Annotated in this window: 18 protein-coding genes; 5 read left to right on the top strand and 13 right to left on the bottom strand. The window is 40.1% G+C overall.

Annotated features, from left to right (window positions below; all coding sequences use genetic code 11):
* Positions 1 to 28: 28 nt before the first annotated feature.
* From panC to rpsF, 6 genes are all read right to left on the bottom strand, one after another.
* The gene (panC, locus tag ACYQ28_RS01670) at positions 29 to 892 is read right to left on the bottom strand and encodes a pantoate--beta-alanine ligase (protein ID WP_460047615.1); all 864 of its coding nucleotides are present in this window, start codon (positions 890 to 892) and stop codon (positions 29 to 31) included.
* 276 nt (positions 893 to 1168) lie between these two features.
* Positions 1169 to 1768, bottom strand: a complete 600-nt coding sequence (locus ACYQ28_RS01665) for a glutathione S-transferase N-terminal domain-containing protein (protein WP_460047614.1) — start codon at positions 1766 to 1768, stop codon at positions 1169 to 1171.
* A gap of 103 nt (positions 1769 to 1871) precedes the next feature.
* A complete protein-coding gene (gene dnaB, locus ACYQ28_RS01660) occupies positions 1872 to 3293 on the bottom strand; it encodes a replicative DNA helicase (protein ID WP_460047612.1) in 1422 nt (473 codons plus the stop codon).
* Positions 3294 to 3453: 160 nt separating this feature from the next.
* On the bottom strand, positions 3454 to 3903 hold the full coding sequence (gene rplI, locus ACYQ28_RS01655) for a 50S ribosomal protein L9 (RefSeq protein WP_460047611.1): 450 nt from the start codon (positions 3901 to 3903) through the stop codon (positions 3454 to 3456).
* 15 nt (positions 3904 to 3918) lie between these two features.
* Positions 3919 to 4146 (bottom strand): 30S ribosomal protein S18, encoded by a 228-nt coding sequence (gene rpsR / locus ACYQ28_RS01650; RefSeq protein WP_460047610.1) that lies wholly within the window; start codon positions 4144 to 4146, stop codon positions 3919 to 3921.
* Positions 4147 to 4157: 11 nt separating this feature from the next.
* Positions 4158 to 4595 (bottom strand): 30S ribosomal protein S6, encoded by a 438-nt coding sequence (gene rpsF / locus ACYQ28_RS01645; protein WP_460047609.1) that lies wholly within the window; start codon positions 4593 to 4595, stop codon positions 4158 to 4160.
* Between the two features lie 470 nt (positions 4596 to 5065).
* On the opposite strand from rpsF, the gene ACYQ28_RS01640 reads away from it, so the two are divergent.
* From ACYQ28_RS01640 to ACYQ28_RS01630, 3 genes are all read left to right on the top strand, one after another.
* Positions 5066 to 5512, top strand: a complete 447-nt coding sequence (locus ACYQ28_RS01640) for a hypothetical protein (protein WP_460047608.1) — start codon at positions 5066 to 5068, stop codon at positions 5510 to 5512.
* 101 nt (positions 5513 to 5613) lie between these two features.
* Entirely contained in the window at positions 5614 to 6234 is a 621-nt protein-coding gene (locus ACYQ28_RS01635) for a hypothetical protein (RefSeq protein WP_460047606.1), read from the top strand.
* Positions 6235 to 6339: 105 nt separating this feature from the next.
* Complete coding sequence (locus tag ACYQ28_RS01630; RefSeq protein ID WP_460047605.1) at positions 6340 to 9777, top strand: CHAT domain-containing protein; 3438 nt, start codon at positions 6340 to 6342, stop codon at positions 9775 to 9777.
* A gap of 37 nt (positions 9778 to 9814) precedes the next feature.
* Here the strand turns inward: ACYQ28_RS01630 and ACYQ28_RS01625 are convergent, their stop codons facing one another.
* Complete coding sequence (locus ACYQ28_RS01625; protein ID WP_460047603.1) at positions 9815 to 10711, bottom strand: hypothetical protein; 897 nt, start codon at positions 10709 to 10711, stop codon at positions 9815 to 9817.
* Positions 10712 to 11540: 829 nt separating this feature from the next.
* Between ACYQ28_RS01625 and ACYQ28_RS01620 the strand changes: the two genes are divergently transcribed.
* A complete protein-coding gene (locus ACYQ28_RS01620) occupies positions 11541 to 11750 on the top strand; it encodes a cold-shock protein (RefSeq protein ID WP_460047602.1) in 210 nt (69 codons plus the stop codon).
* A gap of 807 nt (positions 11751 to 12557) precedes the next feature.
* Here the strand turns inward: ACYQ28_RS01620 and ACYQ28_RS01615 are convergent.
* From ACYQ28_RS01615 to ACYQ28_RS01605, 3 genes are all read right to left on the bottom strand, one after another.
* Positions 12558 to 13472: a Dyp-type peroxidase gene (locus ACYQ28_RS01615; protein WP_460047600.1), complete on the bottom strand. Its 915-nt coding sequence runs from the start codon at positions 13470 to 13472 to the stop codon at positions 12558 to 12560.
* A gap of 386 nt (positions 13473 to 13858) precedes the next feature.
* On the bottom strand, positions 13859 to 15430 hold the full coding sequence (locus ACYQ28_RS01610; RefSeq protein WP_460047599.1) for a methyl-accepting chemotaxis protein: 1572 nt from the start codon (positions 15428 to 15430) through the stop codon (positions 13859 to 13861).
* A 645-nt stretch (positions 15431 to 16075) separates the two neighbouring features.
* A complete protein-coding gene (locus ACYQ28_RS01605; RefSeq protein ID WP_460047597.1) occupies positions 16076 to 16672 on the bottom strand; it encodes a rhomboid family intramembrane serine protease in 597 nt (198 codons plus the stop codon).
* A gap of 157 nt (positions 16673 to 16829) precedes the next feature.
* On the opposite strand from ACYQ28_RS01605, the gene ylqF reads away from it, so the two are divergent.
* Complete coding sequence (gene ylqF, locus ACYQ28_RS01600; protein WP_460047596.1) at positions 16830 to 17780, top strand: ribosome biogenesis GTPase YlqF; 951 nt, start codon at positions 16830 to 16832, stop codon at positions 17778 to 17780.
* 250 nt (positions 17781 to 18030) lie between these two features.
* Here ylqF and ACYQ28_RS01595 read toward each other — a convergent pair whose 3' ends face one another.
* The 3 genes from ACYQ28_RS01595 to ACYQ28_RS01585 form a co-directional block, all read right to left on the bottom strand.
* Positions 18031 to 18495, bottom strand: coding sequence for a GNAT family N-acetyltransferase (locus ACYQ28_RS01595; protein ID WP_460047594.1), 465 nt, complete (start codon positions 18493 to 18495; stop codon positions 18031 to 18033).
* Positions 18496 to 18503: 8 nt separating this feature from the next.
* Positions 18504 to 19160: a hypothetical protein gene (locus ACYQ28_RS01590; protein ID WP_460047593.1), complete on the bottom strand. Its 657-nt coding sequence runs from the start codon at positions 19158 to 19160 to the stop codon at positions 18504 to 18506.
* Between the two features lie 267 nt (positions 19161 to 19427).
* Positions 19428 to 19952: a Rid family detoxifying hydrolase gene (locus ACYQ28_RS01585; RefSeq protein ID WP_460047591.1), complete on the bottom strand. Its 525-nt coding sequence runs from the start codon at positions 19950 to 19952 to the stop codon at positions 19428 to 19430.
* Between the last annotated feature and the right edge of the window lie 71 nt (positions 19953 to 20023).

Below are 20023 nucleotides of genomic sequence, written 5' to 3'. Positions count from 1 at the left end.
GTGGGTTGAGTTGAAAAAGGGCGTAACTCTACTTTTTTTCGCTACTCAATGTAAATGTTAGGTTATCAATTAACCTAGCACCGGCGGTGTACATCGCACCTAAAATCGTAATATTTGTATCGTCGTTGGCGGCGGGCTCAAGGGTTTTGCTGTTGCAAATGTTGAAGTAATCAACCTTAAAACCGGCCTTAACGATGGTTTGTTTCGCCGTATCTTCTAACGCAAAAAAGTCTCTATCACCGGCTTGTATGGCAGATTTCGCGTCGTTTAAAGCGCGATTTAGCACATTGACCTTAGGTCTTTCTTCTTGGGTAATAAAGCTGTTGCGTGAGCTCATGGCGAGTCCGTCGGTCTCGCGGTAAATTTCACCGCCAATGATCTCTACAGGAATGCAGAGGTCTTCGACCATGCGACGGATGATCGCAAGTTGTTGGAAATCTTTTTTCCCAAAAACTGCGACGTCGGGCTGAATAATGTTAAAGAGCTTAGAGACTACCGTGGTGACACCCTCAAAGTGTCCCGGGCGACTGGCGCCACATAAAACGTCGGTCATGGTTGGCACGATTACACGAGTTTGTTCGGCCATGCCATTGGGGTAGATCTCTTTTTCATCTGGATAAAACAGATAATTACAGTCTACGGCACGAAGCTTTGCGGTATCGGCTTCGAAGGTGCGAGGATACTTATCCCAGTCTTCGTTCAGGCCAAATTGCAGAGGGTTTACGAAGATACTCACGACGGCAATATCGCAATGTTGCTGGGCAATTTTTACCAGCTCGATGTGCGCATCGTGCAGGTTTCCCATGGTAGGCACAAAGCCAATTGTCTTACCTGCGGCGCGCTCGGTTTTTAACGCGGCGCGAACCGACTCAACATGGTGAAAAATCTGCATAATAGGATTTTACTTCTCTCTGGCAAACTGATCCTAGCTTTGCACCTGTGGTTTTCAAATTTGCCTGAAAAACCACAACTGTGCGCTGGATAATACACAGGAACGGGAATTCTGTACACGCAAAAGCATTGGACTTTAGTCAAAAGTAGCAGTGACTTACGACCTTGGATTTGCGTCTACAGAGGTGATTTTGGGGTAATTTACGGATCGGTATCTTATGATTTTATTGGCTGCTTATTGTACCTGTTAATACGCTTATTTTCGGCAGTAATAGATTTACCATTGGCGCACCTCGGCGGCAACTTCTTGAAAAAGTTCCCATGTTAATAAACTCTTGGCGTAACGCTCGGCCTTAGGTGCGAGCTTAATACCGTACTGATCAAGACGCCACGCCATTACCGCTAAAAACGCGTCAACAATACTGGCCTTTTGAAAATAAAAAGCACCTTCGGCGGCGCTAAAAATTGTGTTTAAGCGATCCAGTTCTTTTTGCTCGCGCGCGGTTAATAATCCTGATTCTAAACTTGCATCGCATGAAAACGGATAACAACTGCGTATTGCGCTAAATCCGCTGTGAATTTCTGCGGAGAGGCTACGCGCCTTTGCACGTGTATTTAAATCGGCTGGATAAAGCGCGCCATTGGACAATTCATTAAAGTATTCCGCAATCGCCAAGGAATCGTGGACAACAACAGAATGATCGTCAGATGCTATTAATACCGGTACCAAACCAGTTTCTGACACATGCAAAAGCTCGGTTTTTGATGCTTCTGACGATAAATTTATGACTTTAATATCGACAGAAATACCGGCAATTTTTGCGCACAAAAGCGCGCGAATCGACCAAGTAGAACCGACGCCCACCCATAATTGCATGGTAAATTCCTTGTTAAAGCTAGAATAACTCGAATTGTTACAACGATTCGAATTGTTGAAATCAGAGTTGACTTGGTAAACCGAATGGTTGTTTGCTTAAAAATTAATAATCAGACGATGCCATGTAGTCGGCGGCTAAATCTTCAAAGCGCGTAAATTTACCCACAAAGGCGGCGCGGCAGGTACCAATTTCACCGTTACGCTGTTTACCAACAATCAATTCGGCTACGCCCTTATCGGGACTGTCTTCGTTGTAGTATTCGTCGCGATAAATAAACAAGATTACGTCGGCGTCCTGCTCGATGGCTCCAGATTCACGAAGATCCGAGTTCATGGGCCGCTTGTTGGGGCGTTGTTCTACACCACGGTTAAGCTGAGAAAGAGCCACAACCGGGCAATTAAACTCTTTAGCAATGGCTTTTAATGAGCGCGAAATCTCCGAGATTTCTTGGGTTCGCCCTTCACTTTTACCGGCCACCTGCATCAACTGTAAATAGTCGATCATAATCATGCCCGGATCACCGTGTTCACGGGCAATGCGTCGTGTACGGGCACGAACTTCTTGCGGCGTTAAACCGGCGGTATCATCAATAAATAAGGGCTTATCTTTAAGCTTGCCCATAGCCGCAGACAGTTTTGGCCAATCTTCTTCGGTCAACGAGCCGTTACGAATTTTACCCTGATCAATTCGACCCACCGATGACAGCATCCGCATCATCAAAGCGTTGGCCGGCATTTCCAGACTAAACACCAAAACAGGACGTGTCTGCGTGAATAAGGCAGCTTCGACAAAGTTGAGCGCCAGCGCGGTTTTACCCATAGAAGGACGCGCCGCCAGAATGATCATTTCTCCGTTTTGCCAGCCCGATGTACGCGTATTAAGGTCTCTTAAACCCGTGGATAGGCCTGTGATTTCTTTTTCAGAGCGAAACAGCTCGTCAATTTTTTCAACGGTTTGCTTCAACAAAGAATTCATCTGTTGAAAACCGCCCTCTTTGGGTCGATCTTCAACAATTTCAGCAACGCGTTTTTCAGCAAGCTGTAAAAGATCATCCGCACCCAATCCCGCCGGGTTAAAACTGGTTCGGCTGATCTCACTGGCGGTGGCAATCAGTTTTCTGAGTGTGGCGCGCTCGGCAATGATTTTTGAATAGGCGACAATGTTTGACGGCCCCGGCGTATTGGCGGCCAGTGCCGTTAAATAGGCCAAGCCACCCACTTGATGGAGCTGATTATGATTATCCAGCTCCTCGGCAAGAGTAATCACATCCAAAGGCATGTCGCGCTCTTGCAAGCTCCACATCAACTCATAGATGGTTCTGTGGTTAGCCGAATAAAAATCTTCAACTCTTAACACCTCGGCGACTGCATCAAACTTCTGATTGTCGAGCATCAAAGCGCCCAAAACCGCCTGCTCTGCCTCTATGGCGTGGGGCAGAACTTGCAAATCGTTTGCAGATCTCGGCGCTTCATCGTAGGCGGAATCTGGAATCGAGTCGTCGTAAGGGTAATCAGAATCGGACATGAACTTTCGGGTCAGGGCATTTTTGTTGCTGTCGAATATAAACGCTCAGCGACGATGCGCCAAGAACTTCCATGGTTGGTAAATTACAGACATAAAAAAAGCGAGCAACCGGTGCTCGCTTTTTCGAGACTCTCAAACCGTGTTTGAGAGACTTCACGCATTATTCTGCGCTAATTGCTACTTTGATTACTTGAGTAACTTCTGTGTGCAATTGGATATCGATTTCGAAAGTACCAACTTCACGTAAAGCACCTTCAGGTAACTTCACTTCAGATTTGCTTACTTCAACGCCAGCAGCAGTAATTGCATCAGCGATGTCGCGAGTACCGATAGAACCAAACAATCTGCCTTCATCACCAGCAATTGCAGTGATAGTAACGGTATCAAGCTCTACCAATTTCGCTGCACGCGCTTGTGCAGAAGCGGTTTTCTCAGCAGCAACAGCTTCAAGTTCAGCGCGGCGAGCTTCAAAATCTGCAACGTTTTTAGCAGTAGCTGCTAGAGCTTTACCTTGTGGAATTAAGAAGTTACGACCAAAGCCAGGCTTGACGTTAACTTTATCACCAATACCACCAAGTTTGCCTACTTTATCGAGTAGAATAACTTCCATCTCGTTAATCCTCTCTTATTCGTGACTGTCAGTGTAAGGCAACAAAGCAAGGTAACGAGCGCGCTTAATAGCAGTAGAAAGCTGACGCTGATACTTAGCTTGTGTACCGGTGATGCGACTTGGAACAATTTTGCCTGTTTCAGTAACATAGGCTTTTAAAGTTTCCAAATCTTTGTAATCGATTTGATCTACGCCTTCAGCGGTGAAGCGGCAGAACTTACGACGACGGAAAAAACGTGCCATGGGATATCTCCTTATTCGTCATCATCGCTAGAAAGGTTGTCATCAACTTCATCAGAATCATCTTCTTCAGAAGCAGCTTCTTCGCGAGCTTGACGCTCTTCACGACGCGCTTTGCGCTCACGGCCTTCTTGCTCAGCCTTCATGATTGGAGACTCGCCAGTGATAGCTTCATCACAGCGAACAACCATGTGACGCAATACTGCATCGTTGTAACGGAAAGTAGTGGTTAACTCATCCAAGATGTCTTGTGAACACTCAACATTCATAAGAATGTAGTGTGCTTTGTGAATCTTGTTGATTGAGTAAGCAAGTTGACGACGACCCCAGTCTTCCATGCGGTGAACTTGACCGCCAGACTCGTTGATAGACGCGGTGTAGCGCTCTACCATACCAGGTACTTGCTCGCTTTGGTCCGGGTGAACCAAAAAGATAATTTCGTAGTGACGCATGAATGCTCCTTACGGGTTAAGCTTCCCAAAAAAAATGGTGAAGCAAGGAGGACCGACAACCCAAAAAATCGACGGTCATTTAGGGGCGCGAATTGTATGAGAATTGAGCGGTTGAGGCAAGTATAATTTACAAAATTCTAAGAATGTCACACGGAATTAATCCGTAACGGAATAACCTCATCCAAAACCGAAAAGGAAGAGCAGGCAGATCATTATTTGCATGCTCAATACACTTTATAACTTCGTTCAAAATCCATTTACAAACAAATATTGCGAGTGTAGTCTCAAAATCTAGCCCATTAAGACAGTTCATAGCTCCATACTGTAAGCATCAAACAGGTATAGCTCTTTAGAGTTTTCAATAGTATTCGGTCGAAACAGCAGAATAAATTAACAACAACCTAAATAATTATTTGACACTCACAAAAGCCAAGAAAATTAAGATAACTCAACCTTTTTAGGGAGCAACAGTGGACTACAATAGATTATTTTTTAAAGTTATTACCCTAGTTAATACTAATAAAGTCACGCAGGGTATTATCGTAAAAAAAAACATTCAACAACCTACATCATTCCACACACAAAGCTATTTATCTTTCGTAGAAAAATCACAACGATTATTGTTAGCATTTTTTATTTTCTTCATTTACCAAACTTCAAAGGCTGATGAAATATTTAATTCTGAAAAATGTTTTTGCCTGATAAATAACGAAGACCAAATATGGTATGACTGCGTAATTCAAACAACTCTAAATGATAAATTTACAATGTGTAAAAGCGATTTAGAGAATCATAGAGAAAAAATAAATGAACCTCAATTTAAACAGCTTTCAGAGGGAACTGGGCTTTGCCAACCTTGTAGCCTAAAATCGCCACCTGCACAATCAGGAATTAGAGGAGAGAATGACAAACAATAAAATATTTATCAGCACCCAAAGCTGAATATACAGGCATCCAACATATTAAACCTACGAACTCTATTTTTAAGCAGACCGGCCTTCAGTCAGCAGTTATAGAAATGACAGCTCAAACATTAGTCAAGACAGCTTTTACTCATTTTGCAACCTTAGCCGCTCTCGCAGGTGCCTTTGTCTATCTTATTGGTTGGTCCTACGCTTCGAATTATTTCAGATATTTTGGCCTGAGCGCTATAGAGTTAAACATATCGGTGGATTTTTACATAATTTACGGACTGCATTCATTAATAAATTATTGGCCGGCGATTGTATTCTGCATATTTTTATATTCAGCTCCTCTTTTCTTTTTATGGAAAAAAAATAAAGACATTTTATTTGTTGCTTCGTTGTTTTTATTTTCAACGTCCTACATCGGTGCTTACGTGTTAGGCGCCAATGCCGCGAACAACGATTTATACAAACAAAAAAAAGAGTCATTTGGCGCATTTCCAAATATAAGAATTTGGTTAAAAAAAGATACTTCTGAATCAATACCAGAATCAATTTCATCAAACTTAAAAGATGCAAAATATAGACTTCTATTTAAAAACTCTGAGCACATATATTTAATTAACACAGAAAATCTAGGCAGCATACCGGTAACGATAATACCTGTTTCAGCAGTAGAACTATCAAGAATTATACCTCGCAATCCTGCGTATAGAAATATTTATAAATTATAGTCCATTTAAAATCGAGAATTGGTATTAATTTATGCAACAAACCGCACGCAAACCATATAAAAAATCTGGGCTAGATCCATATTGGCAATTTTGGGAAAAATCAAAATGAAAAACTATTTCGTTATTGTTTTTATTGCACTACTATCATTAAAGTCCCATGCGCAAAACAAAATACCCATCGATAAACATCCTGAGTACTTTTCGAAAGATATTACCACCGAAGAATTGCTTGACAAACTCAACAAAAATTTCGATAAGAATCCTAGAGAAAACTTTTTATTACTTTTTAAAATAGAACAAAAATATGGTCAATTATTAATAGAGAATAACTCCGATCTATTAAATGAACTAGAAGAAGCGTACTCAAGCTATCAAGAACACCACAATGAAAAATATACCACATTAAAGAATAAGCACTCAGAATTAATCAAACACATAAACTATACAAATGGGAACGATACGACCAACCTAATTAAAGATTTAAACAGCAAATTCGAAAAGAATCCTGATGAAAATTTTCTTTTCTTGATGACTGTATACATTCACTTTGGAAGTCTTCTTAGAGATAAAAAAGACTTCACATCAGCGATACAACTAAGTGAAGCATTAATTCAATATTTTCAACATCATGAAGGAAAATACAAGCAAACCAATTTAATAGCATTAAATGGAATTGCGGGAATATTCGACGCAAATCCAACACCAAGTAATCTTAAGGACATGTATGGTCAAGCTATTTCTTTAAGTGTCAGAATACACAACTCAAATAACTCAAATAACTCAGATAACTCAAATAACTCAAATAACTCAAATAACTCAAATAACTCAAATAACTCAAATAACTCAAATAACTCAAATAACTCAAATAATTCCATAGAACGCCTAATGGCAAAACTAGATTTGAATTTTAATAAAAAGCCAAATGAAAACATTGGTTTGTTATCAGAAATTTATCTCGTATTTGGACAAGCACTATATGAAAACAGAAACTTAGATTTGGCAGCAAAATTAGGGGAGAAATTATTTGACTACTCCGAATATCACCACGGACTACTCCACCCAAACACTTTAATAAGTTTACAAAATGTGTTAACTATTTATGTTTCAGGAGGACATTATTCATTAGCAGAGGCTAGATACAATCAGATATTAGATTTAATTGAAAAAAAATCAGCCCCCCTATCAAGAAATAATATTTTACTATATGACTCTCGCATTCACCTTTATAAAGAAATGGGGCGCTATGGTGAAGCAGAACTATTAGCATTAAAACTTTCTGATCTACTTAAACAAAAAAACCATTTAAGTACGGCTGAAATAAGTAATGCGCAATACTTTAATAAATTGATATTGGCTGACATTTATTTCGAACAAAACAGATCAAAAGAAGCAAATATTTTATACACTGAGATCAAAAATACAAAGAATATATCTCTGCAACCAATACAAGCTTGTAATTTCAATATGGGTTTGCTTGATGCTAAAAATGGCAATTTTGAAGAAGCCAAGTCATTTTATCTTACTGCTCGGGAGACTATAACGAATAGCAAGTATTCGAACAATGTTGTACACGAGGTACTTTGTAACTCCAAACTCGCATCAGTCTACATATTAGAAGGAAAGAATGATGAGGCAGAAAAAATCCATCAAAGAAATCTAGAAATATTAAAAAATCTACAATTGCCTGAAAACGATCCTTTTATATTGTACGAAAAACGGGATTTATTCAATTTACAAAAAAAATCAAGCCCAGATCAAATCTTCACCCAACAGTTCAATGATCTATCTGAAGATGCCTCGAATTTGTTTGGAGAAACGCACCCCTTCACACTATCTGTTCGTCAGGAATTAGCTGTCGAACTTATAAAAAACAATCAAATTAAAAAAGCTACAACCAATCTAAAATTATTGGAATCAGATTTACTAACTTACATAGATATTGAACTACCAGGCACGCTAAAAGAAAAAAGCAAAAGAGAACTACTTTCAACAAATTTAAAAACACAAAACATTATATTTACGCTCGCCACATCTTTAAACCAAACAAACTTTGACATAAAGCAGCTCGCCGCAAATACAATATTGCACTGGCGAGAAGTTACCAACGAACTTGAATCGCACATCGCAAAGAATGCCCGCAATAATTATGATTTAAAAACAAATCAGCTGCTGGATGAGATCTCCCTACTTCAATCGGACATAAGCTACTTACTAGCTTTAAATGAACCGGAAGCAGTGCTACTAAATAAAAAAATACGTGAACGTGATAGAGCGTACGTTGAATTGTCAAAGACTAGCTTTGATCAACACAAATACCTAAGTACAAAAGAGACACATTGGCTGGACGTTAAAAAAAGACTTCCTCTAAAATCCGCTTTAGTCGAAATTAGGACATACAACAGAATAGATTTCTCTACAGGTGAAGAAGCCGAACAGCGCTGGGCTGCATTAATAATAAAAAATAATTGCAACGAGGAAGAATGCCTGAAAATTACCGATCTAGGCCCTGTGGAAAATACAAAGTTATTAATAGAAGAATTCCGTAAGGCTCCTAATAACAAGCAGATTAGTAAGGAAATATATAATGTATTATTTCAGTCCATTGATGAAGAGCTGGCCGACCAGGAAGCTCTATATATTGCAACAGATGGAATTTTAAACCTTATACCACTAACAGCATTAATTTTACCGAATTCAACATATTGGATTCAACGACAGGAAATCCGTAGAGTTCGTACAGGAAGACATCTTCTCGATTCACATGGAGAAAAAGCAGGGAAAGGTATTGTGGCAGTAGGTGGCATCAATTTTAATACTTATAGCGAGAGCACCGTAACAGACTCAAACGAAAATATAGACGCATCAATTTTTGAGTATGATTATGAACCATATAAAGCTCTAAACTTTAGCGGCAGTGAAATAAATGAAATTTATAATTATTATGAAAATAGCCTAACTTCCGAAAATCACTTGAGCTACAGAGAGAAAAATATTTTAACTGAAGAACACTCGGTTAAATCACTCGTAACAAGTCCTGAAATATTACACTTTGCAACTCACGGCTTTTTCAAGGAGCCTAATCAAAACAAAACAGAAAACCCATTAACTCTGTCTGGACTTGCTCTCGCGGGAGCAAATTTAGGATCGAATGGAAAGCTCAGCACTACTGGCGAAGACGGAATTTTATACTCGTTCGAAATACAAGGCATTAATCTTGAAGACACCACACTGGTGGTACTTTCCGCCTGCGATACAGGCAAGGGAGAGCTAGATAACACCGAAAGTGTTTATGGTTTGGTTAGATCTTTTCAAATTGCAGGCGCAAAAGATGTTCTTATTAGTTTATGGTCATTAAACGATTACATAGCAAAGGAGTTTATAGTTGAATTTTACCGGAATTTATTCTCAGAAAACCCAATCCAACCTTATAAAGCATTAAGAATGACCCAACTTTCATGGATTAATAGTAACGGATCAACAGTTCGCAATAAAAATCCTCTTTATTGGGCACCTTATGAATTAATAGAACGTGGTAAACCATGAAAAATACCAATTATAATAGTATTAGTTCACAAAGCTGCTAATCCACCGCATAACCTTTTACGTCTTTTAAATCCGGCTCTGGATAAACTAGGTTGCAGCTAGAGCCGTTACAACTTACCAAAAACGGATCGCGTTTCCAGCAGTAGGCTTCGTATAATTCTTCAAAGCCGGTTTGTACTAGACGCAAACCGTCGTTAGGAAATTCGCAACCCGCATCGATAATGGCTCGTTCGGCAGAAAATTCATAACGGCCGTATTCGGTTTTATTGCGCAACTCTTTGGGCAACCAGTTGCGTGCAAGAGCACCGGTTTCGGTGTGTTTTTTCATTTCTTGATGCAATTTCCAAAAGGCATCTTCAAAGGCGTCTTCAACGGAATGAGACAAAACTCGGTTTGCAGCAAAGCTACTCACGACCGGAACACTTGCGGCGACAACACCAACACCAAAACGCTCCAAAGTCATAACCTTAGAATGACCCGCAATGGGCAAACTTAAAACCTCTGCACCTTCGCCATCGAAAATTTCAAAATTTAAAGCAACCTTGCTTTGCATGGTAATTTTATTGATATCAACGGCATCGATACGTGGCACAACTGCTAATGCACAGTCAGCGCAAGCACCACGTTTATAATTTTCTTGTCGCACTTCTACATTAGAAAAATAATTTTCAAAGAAATTTTTGGAGGACTCAGCAATGGCATCACCCGCCGCTAATTTCCAATCCAATAAGACGCCAACCGCCAAAACACCAACCTGACCGAATGATTCTTCGGCGACTTCCGAAGGCACAAAGATAACGACTTTGCTGTGCGACTGATGCGTGGGTTCGTCACCGGTTGATTCGTTGTAAGCATCAATAGGAACATTGACGGCACAGCCGGATAAAAATAATCCAAACCAGATTAAAACCAAATAACAAAGTCTATTAATCACATTCATCTCAGCAGCCAATCAACCACGTTCTATTTTTAATAGATACTAGCCGCCATATCTGTGGCTGAGCATGACTTGCTTAACACTTTTTCATGTAAAACCCTCCCAAAAGCGTTAACCAGATCACAATGATTTTAAAAAATCGGCCTTATAAACAGATGCTAGGAAAAGCCTAATATCTATAAGTGTTTCTTAAAAGTTTGTGATCAACTTATGAAAAAATTCACTTAAAACAGTTATATAGAAATAACGCAGAAAATCTGTTTAAACACAGGTCTGAACAGTATTGGTTTTTCGTGTTTCAATAAAAGCAGTTCTAATGTTTAAGACATTAACGAGATATCTTCGTATTGCAATAAATTCTCGCCCTACCAGAGCGTATTAGTCAGTAACGCTCAGTGTTTGCGGCTAATGATATTTTTGCTGATGATTTCACCTCATCTCAAGTAACGAAATTCAGATTCATCTATCTGGTTCATCTAGAAGTTCCGATGACCTGTCTCACAGGATTTTGGGAATTTTGAACAAACAATCATTCCGCTGTTGCTGTGCATAGTCTTGTTGTACAAACTAATTTGTACAGGGTTAATTTTGTACGGCGTTAAAGAGTTGGAGGAACTTAGCTATCATACATTTCAGAAATTGTTTGACTTTATACATAGAGGTCTATATAGTCATCACAGCTTGAAAGTAAGTCTGTTTTTATTACCTCCATTTCGTCGTGTCTTTGTAGTTCTTCGTCCTGTAGCGTGTAAATTTCAATTTATATTTCCCGCTTATATACGCCCATTTAGGGTACTCTTTTATTTTTCCTTACAGGATATTTATTATGTCTAATACAACTACTGGCACCGTAAAATGGTTTAACGAATCTAAAGGCTTTGGTTTTATCGAACAAAAGTCTGGCCCAGATGTATTTGCGCACTTCAGCGCTATTGCCAGTTCAGGATTTAAAACTTTGGCCGAAGGCCAACAAGTTCAGTTCACTGTTACTCAAGGCAAAAAAGGCCCACAGGCCGAGAACATCGTTGCTTTATAATAAGCTTTGATCAGTTCGCGATTAATTTAAAAAGCAGAAGTTAATAAAACGTTGTTAACGTATTAAAAACACAGAATAAGCTGGAGTTTTTAATAAATATTACTGAATGCTTTATAAAAGGCAAATCATAATGGTTTGCCTTTTTTTGTTCTTGAAAAAAATAAGCTCAGCAATTATTTTTCTTACATTCCTCTGTAAAATCTCCCGCTCAATACATTCTTCTCCACTTTAACTGTTTTTCACAAAAAATAATTCTGCACTGTTAACTCGCTGATAAACAATATTTTTTGTATAGCGTATAAAGAAGTTGGTACATTATTCAAATCTTATTTAAACGATTAACCTGATTAAATCAGTTTCTTATTGTTTAGAAATTCTTAGCGTAAACGTCAAACTAGCGATCTCGAAATACCAAAATTTTTCTGAACACAAATACAGCATGTAACCATCTGTAATAGATTAAATAGTCTTAGGTATTTATGATAAAAACAGTGGCGTTTGAACGTGAACACGTTCAAACGTTTAGGTAAATAATTAGGTAGATTCTTAACATAATGATCTCTGAATTATTTACCGCAACATTAGGAATCGCTGAAAAAGGGACTTTTCTGTAAACAAGGACGTGTTGATACGTTTATTAGCGACCGCTTGATTGCGTATCACCCACTGAAATTCGCACTTTCAGCTTTATTCTCTGATTAAATAAGGAAGATTTAATCAGAGAGCCCCTCAAATAAAAAACCTCGAAAGTTTAAGCGTTTTTATTTAATTAACGAGTTCTAAAAAACACTAATGCAATCGAAATTATTAACGCGCAATAATTGCAGATAAGTTTACTCTACCCTCACTCACCGGTGGACACCAGTAATAACCACCACCTTGCGGTTTGGTGAAGCTAAATAGATTGTCCACAAGTCCGTCTTCGACGCCTATCATTCGTTGCACAATGGCTTCAAAAGGGTCGAAGCTGGCGGCAAAGGCGGCGAATATTAGGCCGTTTTCATTACCATTTACCCAAGGCATGGAGCGGCGCAGTATAAATGCTTCTGGATCAAAGCTTTCTTGGGCAGTCCGCTTTACATGGGCCGATTCTGGCGCTTCATCAAACTCTTCGTTATCGCTTAATCGTCTACCGATGGTATCGTCTTGCTCGGCTTGGCTACGCTGCTTAAATTCTTTCAAATTGTGCAGCCAATTTTGTATGACCAAAAAACTGCTGCCATTTAATTCTGGGTTTTCGTGCTGTAAAAACGCGGTTTCGATGGCTTTGTCGCCTTCGGGGTTTTCGGTACCATCTTCATAACCGCTTAAATCTCGATTGTTATAATTAAAGCAATCAACACTGCTGTGTAGTGCAAAATTGGGTTGCAGTAATAAGTCGATAGACAAGGCTTTTTGAGCAAGATCGCCAATACTTGCCCCGTCACCATTACTGCGCAACCAAATCAATAAATCGGCCTGATCTTGGGTTAGCGATAAACCATTGTGAGAAAACTCGGGCATTGCCTTTAAACCCGGAATGTTCGCACCAGCGCTAATTTTCGCAACGAGATTAGCGCTCAATGCTAAGACCACGGATTCGCCATCACAACGCAAAGCGAGTTGAGCTAAACACTGACCTAGGTTATCGACGCTGGTTAGGGTATAGGTGATAAATTTAGCGAAGTTCGGCACCGGTGCCAAAATTCCTTTTTGATAGGATTGAGAGTGCTCGCAGCTCATTGATTCCACTTATTCTGTGTGAACTTATGCGTTTAAACCTTATTTTAAAGGTAGTTTTACGCATAAGAAACTCTGATTGGCTGAAATTTCCAGTGATACAGAAACGTATCAACAATTTCAAGAACAGCAATTAATTGAAATTGTGAAAAAATTAGCAGCCTCATCGTCTATTGTTACTCTCTGATGAGACCATGGCTGAGTTCATGAGGGATTCCTATAGAGACTAAACGCATCTTCATTTTCTTTGAGTAACAGTACCAAAAATATCATTAATAACTTTGCAGCAATTACGTACATGGCACCATTAGCACCTATGAAAAGAACGAGAAGCTCAGATTAATTCTTCGGTGATTTAATCCGAAATTCGTCCACACAGAGTAATTTTTTTATTTAAATCGCTCAACCAATAAAAATTGTCGCTCGGCTAATTCCGACATCTGTCCGCTCAAACTCGCGGCCACGGCCGCTTTGTCCTGCGTTACTTTGGCAATATCGGAAATATTACGAGTATTTGTGTTGACCTCACTGGCCGCTGCGGATTGCTCTTCGGCGGCAGCAGCGATTTGATGGGACATTTTTTCAATACCCATTACTGATTCGGCAATTCGTTTTAAGGCGTTATTCACATTTTCGATACGATCAACACTGCGGCTTGAAGACTCTTGGCAGGAATCCATACTCGATACGGCGGCCGTGGTGGCTTTCCCTAACTCTTCGATGATTATTTGAATATCTTGGGTGGATTCTTGAGTGCGTTGCGCCAACGAGCGAACCTCATCGGCAACCACGGAGAAACCTCGTCCCTGCTCGCCAGCACGAGCGGCTTCGATCGCGGCGTTTAACGCCAATAAATTGGTTTGATCTGCAATGGCACGAATTACGTCGATAACACTGGCGATTTTAGCGCTGCCGCCGGATAGGTTTTCCAGCACAGAAGACAGAGCAGTAACCGTGCTAGAAAGCTGGCCGATCTCTCGATTAGCCTCCACTAATACTTGTTCGCCATTTTTCACTTCTTTCATGGCGTCAACGGTGGCATTACTGGTTTGACTAACCCCGCTGGCAACTTCTTGAACGGCCTCGGCCATTTGACCCATTGATTCGGCAACCTGAGACGATTCTTTTTGCTGCGCATTCATATTTTCTAAACTGGCTTCTACTTCGGTCTGCGCCGCAGTGGATTTATCCAAAAGCTCCCGCGCGGCCTCGTTAAAACGGCCTAGCGCTGTGCGTAATCGAGCTTTTTGCGCGGCTGTTGCTAACAGTATTTCGCCGTAAATATCACTTCTGCCGGTATAAATATACGCAGCCAATGGATCGTAAATGGTTTCACGAGATTGTTTCAGCGTTCGTTTAAGCGGCACCGACAACAGCTTAACGGATATCGTGCCCGCAATAATACTGGCCACTAACGCCATCAAACCTGTGAGAAATTCTACGTCGTGAATAATAAGAAATCCGCAAATGAGAACCACGAAAATACTCAATGAAACCAAAATATAATTGCGTAATTTGCCCCATAAACTGGTGATCATAGGTACAGCAGGCTTACCCGAACGAAGGCGAGCATAAGCTAATTCTGCGCGATCTATTTGTTCTTGCGTTGGCGCCACACGCACCGATTCATACCCTAGGATTTCACCTTGATCACTGACTGGCGTGACATAAGCATCTACCCAGTAATGATCGCCGTTGGAGCAGCGATTTTTAACGAGCCCCATCCACGGATTTCCGGCCTTAAGATCTGACCACATTTTAGAAAATGCTTCTGGCGGCATATCGGGATGACGAACAATATTGTGCGCTTGGCCGAGAAGTTGCTCTCTAGAATAGCCAGCAACATCACAAAAGCGGTCGTTACAAAAGGTAATAACACCTTTTGTTGTGGTGGATGTGACCAGTTGATCGTCCGAATTCAGGGTAATCTGACGACCTGTAACAGGACCCGTTTTTCTCATAGAAACTTACCGTACAAAGTTGCAATACCGAATGTACATACTCACAAAAAACATTAACTCAATATATATCGACCCAGTCTTTTATTTGTTTACAGCTGCCATCGAAAAAAGTGAGCTTGATCGAATCGAAAAATTTGAGCCTTAAATTCTAAGAAACCCTAATTCACTCGGAGCTTCCTGCGATACATGAATGTATCGCTAATTACCAAAACTGTAAGTAATTGAAATTGTGAAGAATCTGGAAATCTTATTTTCAATTTTTATCATCCAATTAAATCAAGAACGCATTAATCAGAAGTTTTCTCTAATAATTAAGCATAGCAAGGATTAAAAACTATAAGATGGATGACACCAACCTGAGCATCATAGAAGGCAAGTTTAAGTTGAAATAAGAAATTATACGGCGCCCAATACGTTGGTTATATACTTTAACGGCTTTTAGCTAAAGTAACTTCGATTTAATCAGCGCCTCTTTTATGAGGATATATAGATAAAAATACAAAAGTCTTATTAACCAAGACTTTTCGGCAACACACGGATAAGCTGCCGACTTAAATCATAAATAAGGTGTTCAGAGGCGCCTTTCATTTTGGCATGACAAAATGGTTTTGTTGCTAAAAAAATTCAGCATTAAAAATAACGCTGTTATTCAGACGATAAAGAACGCTTGGGAACAAGGTTTCTAGCAGTTAATACTAAAACAATAAACACACCCACTAATTGACCAACCAGGTGAAAACTGGGTGTACTGCGCCAACGCGTTGATGAAAATAATGCACCACCGGTTTTAAACTCAACCAAATTTTTAATTAATGCACCAATAAATAATAACCACAATAATCCGTTACCGCGAAATAGCGATTGCGTATCGCGCAACGAATAAAGTGCAACCACTAAAAAGCAATTTAAAGCACCCGACAGACCTGCATAATAATTAAATTCGGTTTGATACCAAAACCAAATACCCATTGAAGAAAAGCCCAAAATCAAAGTCACCATCCACATGATGCGTGAATGGGATTCGATGCAATACCCCAAAATTAAAAAGGCGAAAACATCAAAAATAAAATGATTCCAATCCGTATGCAGAAACTGCCCACTGAGCCAACTAAAACCATCAAAGCCATTACTTCGGGAGAGCAACAGTGATTGATATAAAGGATCATCAAAGTCTACAACCAGAAAGAGAACGGTTGCTACGATTGTTAACGTTAGCGTGATCCACGGTAAGGCTTTTTTCATACAGGAAAACCGGAGTACATAGCAAGCGCAAATTGTACCGTCTGACACCACACAACCCAAGTTGTGATTTGCCAGAATGAAGCTGCCGTTAATCATTGCCCTAACAATAATGCTACAATCGCCCTAAATAGGTAAATCCACAAGATTAGAGCAATCCATGAGTATCAATTGGTACCCGGGCCATATGCATAAGGCCCGCAAAGAAATCCTAGAAGTTCTGCCCAAGATCGACGTTATTATCGAAATCGTCGACGCTCGTATCCCCTACAGCAGCGAAAACCCCGTTATTGCCGAATTAAAAGGCTCAAAACCGTGTATTAAGTTATTGAGCAAGGCAGATCTGGCTGATCCAGAAATGACGCAAGCCTGGAAGACACACCTGAACACCGAAAAGAACATTCAATCTCTTGCCATAAACTCACGCAATGCCGGAGAAACCAAGCAGGTTTTCGACCTGATTCGCAAATTAGCGCCAAATACCATTGCGAAAACCCGCAAAATTCAGGTACTGGTTATTGGTATTCCCAATGTAGGTAAATCGACTCTGATTAACGCTCTTGCCGGAAGATCTGCGGCAAAGGTTGGCAACGAACCCGCGGTTACCAAAGCTCAGCAGCAAATTCATATTGCCGATGACATAGTGCTTAACGATACGCCCGGAATTTTGTGGCCAAAGGTAGAAAATCCCAACAGTGGTTATCGTCTGGCGGTAACTGGTGCCATCAGAGACACAGCCATTGAGTATGAAGACATTGCGCTTTATGCCATTCGATTTTTTGCCCAAGCAATGCCCGATGTATTGGCTAAACGCTACCAAATGGAGGTTCAGGTTGATCTTGAAAATCCCGATTGGGATATTGCCTTATTAGAAGCCATTGGTAAAAAGCGCGGCGCAAAAGCAGCCGGTGGACGAGTTAACTTTCATAAGGCCGCAGAAATATTAATACACGATTACAGAAGCGGTGGCCTTGGTAATTTAACCTTGGAAACCCCGGAAATGAAAATAGCCGAAGAAATTGAAGTTGCAAGAGTCCGAGCAGAGAAAGCCGCGGCGCTGGCCGAAAAGAAAGCCCTAGAAAAACAAAAACGCAGCGGTAAGCGCCATTGATCTTTTACGGAACCGGTTATAGCAGCTCGTTCCGTAACATTGTCATCGACACAAAGTAGAGTGACCCCTGAGTAAATCACTTACCGTTTTAAAATAGGCGAAATATCCATGCTTCGCTGGAGACTCTAGATTAATCAGAGCTTCTCAGTGTTTGTTGCTTTAATAACACCTAATTAATGCTCACCGCTGAATCGATAACAGATTTAAAAATAGCTTAACAGCAGCGATTGTCACACTCGCCATCAAACAATTAATCAAGCTCTTTGGTGTAAAACCGACTATACAGGTCTAGCACATAATCGGCAAAGGGCTCGCATTCGTTAAAACCGTATTTTTCATAAAGCCCATGTGCGGGAAAAAATAACGGTTGCGTGCCGGTCTCTAAACTCAGCTTTTTATAGCCACGAGACTTTGCTTGCTCAATTAAAAACTCCAACATAATAGAACCAATTCCAGCTTTACGAGCTGAGGTTGCCGTTCGCATGGATTTTAATTCACCATGCTGCGCATCTAACTCTTTCATGGCACAACATCCTTTTAATTCTGCGTCGTACCAAGCACTCCAAAAGGTAACGCCGGTGGCTTTTAGTCCGTCTAAATTAAGCGCATGCCGACTTTCTGGCGGCGATGTAATTTCCATATCGTGTAAGTGTTCTTGCAGTAATTTAATAACGTCGGGATTTGTTAAATTACCTTCAATAAAAGTCAGCTTCATTATTTTTCCTAAAAATAACCACTATAAACTGCCGGATACGATGTTATAGATGCTACAACCAATAAACTAAAAACGTATTTTATAGATCTCGACCATCCAAAAGTCTTTGCATAAAAACACATGATCAACAGAGTTAGCAATAACATAAGTTCGTAAAAATATCGAACATTAAAATTGAATGGATGTAAAAACAATGTGTAAATTAAACGCCCCAACCCTGGAGGCAGCAATACCATCATCATCGACACTACCATATCGCGATGTTTTAGCGGTGCTTTTCTGAATAAAAAGACTCTCGTAAAAAGCACGATAAACATTGGTATTAAAAATAAATCCAACCAATACACTAAGTGAAAAATAGCGGGTTTATCGAATTTTTCATTGAGTCGGCTAAGAAATACCGCAACGGTAGAAATTGTAAAGGCTAATCCTGCAACCAGTGTCGCATAGCCAAAAAACCGATGAAATCTAAACATGTTTCGTTGTGCAGAATATGCCTGAACATTGACGAATGCTAACCATGCAAAAGCGGTTACGGCATGTACATGATAAAGAACGGGGACAAAACTAAAAGAAACCGTGTAACTGGGTATAAACCCTAAAACGATAATTGCAGAGAGGCAATGCACCCATTGCGAATGGTTTAATTCGAAAAGCTTGTACACAGTAAGCACATGGTTGAAAAATAAGTTTAGAATATTTGTAAGGTCATACGAATGAATCTGTTAGCCTCAGGAATTTTTTGGCTGAGCTTGTGAACGTACAAGTAGAAACGTAATTCCATTCATTAATTTAAGCAACGCTAAGATAATTCATCAATCTGAATAAAGACTGATAACTACCATTGTGATTTGGTAGAAATCACTGTCAATTTCCGCTTTCTGATTAACGCGTAGATACGTCAATCAGAGGCGTTTAAATATTGACGGCAATTACAAAACCGCGGCACCAATACATTCCACTTCTAACAAAGCGCCTAGGGCCAAGTCTTTAACACCCATAGCACTGCGTGCAGGATAAGGCGCGGAAAAATATTCTTTATAAATAGAATTAAACTTCGACCACTGAGAAATATCAGACAACATTACCGTACATTTAACGATATTTTTCATTGAATAACCGTTTGCTTCTAAAACAGCTTTTATATTGTTAAGTGTCTGATGACTCTGTTCAACAATTCCACCTTCAACCAACTCTAGGGTTCCTGGTTTTACCGGAATCATGCCCGCAAGATACAAAGTATTATCAACACGTACCAGCTCGGAAAACGGTGCGCCTTCAGGGTAGATAGCGGAGGTCTTTGAAAATTCGGTTTTTTCAGGAGTTTGTTGACGCTCGGCCAAACCAATAATTTTAACCTCGCTGGCAGGATTTGCGGGCGCTTGCGCGAAGACGATACTGGAGGAAAAAGCGATTAAAAGGGTAATAAATTTTATACAGATCAGCACGGTTTTCATATTCCAACTCCTAAAAATAGTCTTTTATGAAACGAGTAAGCGCCTTATTGTCTCAGCGAGCAATAGCCTTT

The organism is Sessilibacter sp. MAH1, from assembly GCF_054658315.1.
This window is presented reverse-complemented; position numbering and strand designations above follow the sequence as displayed.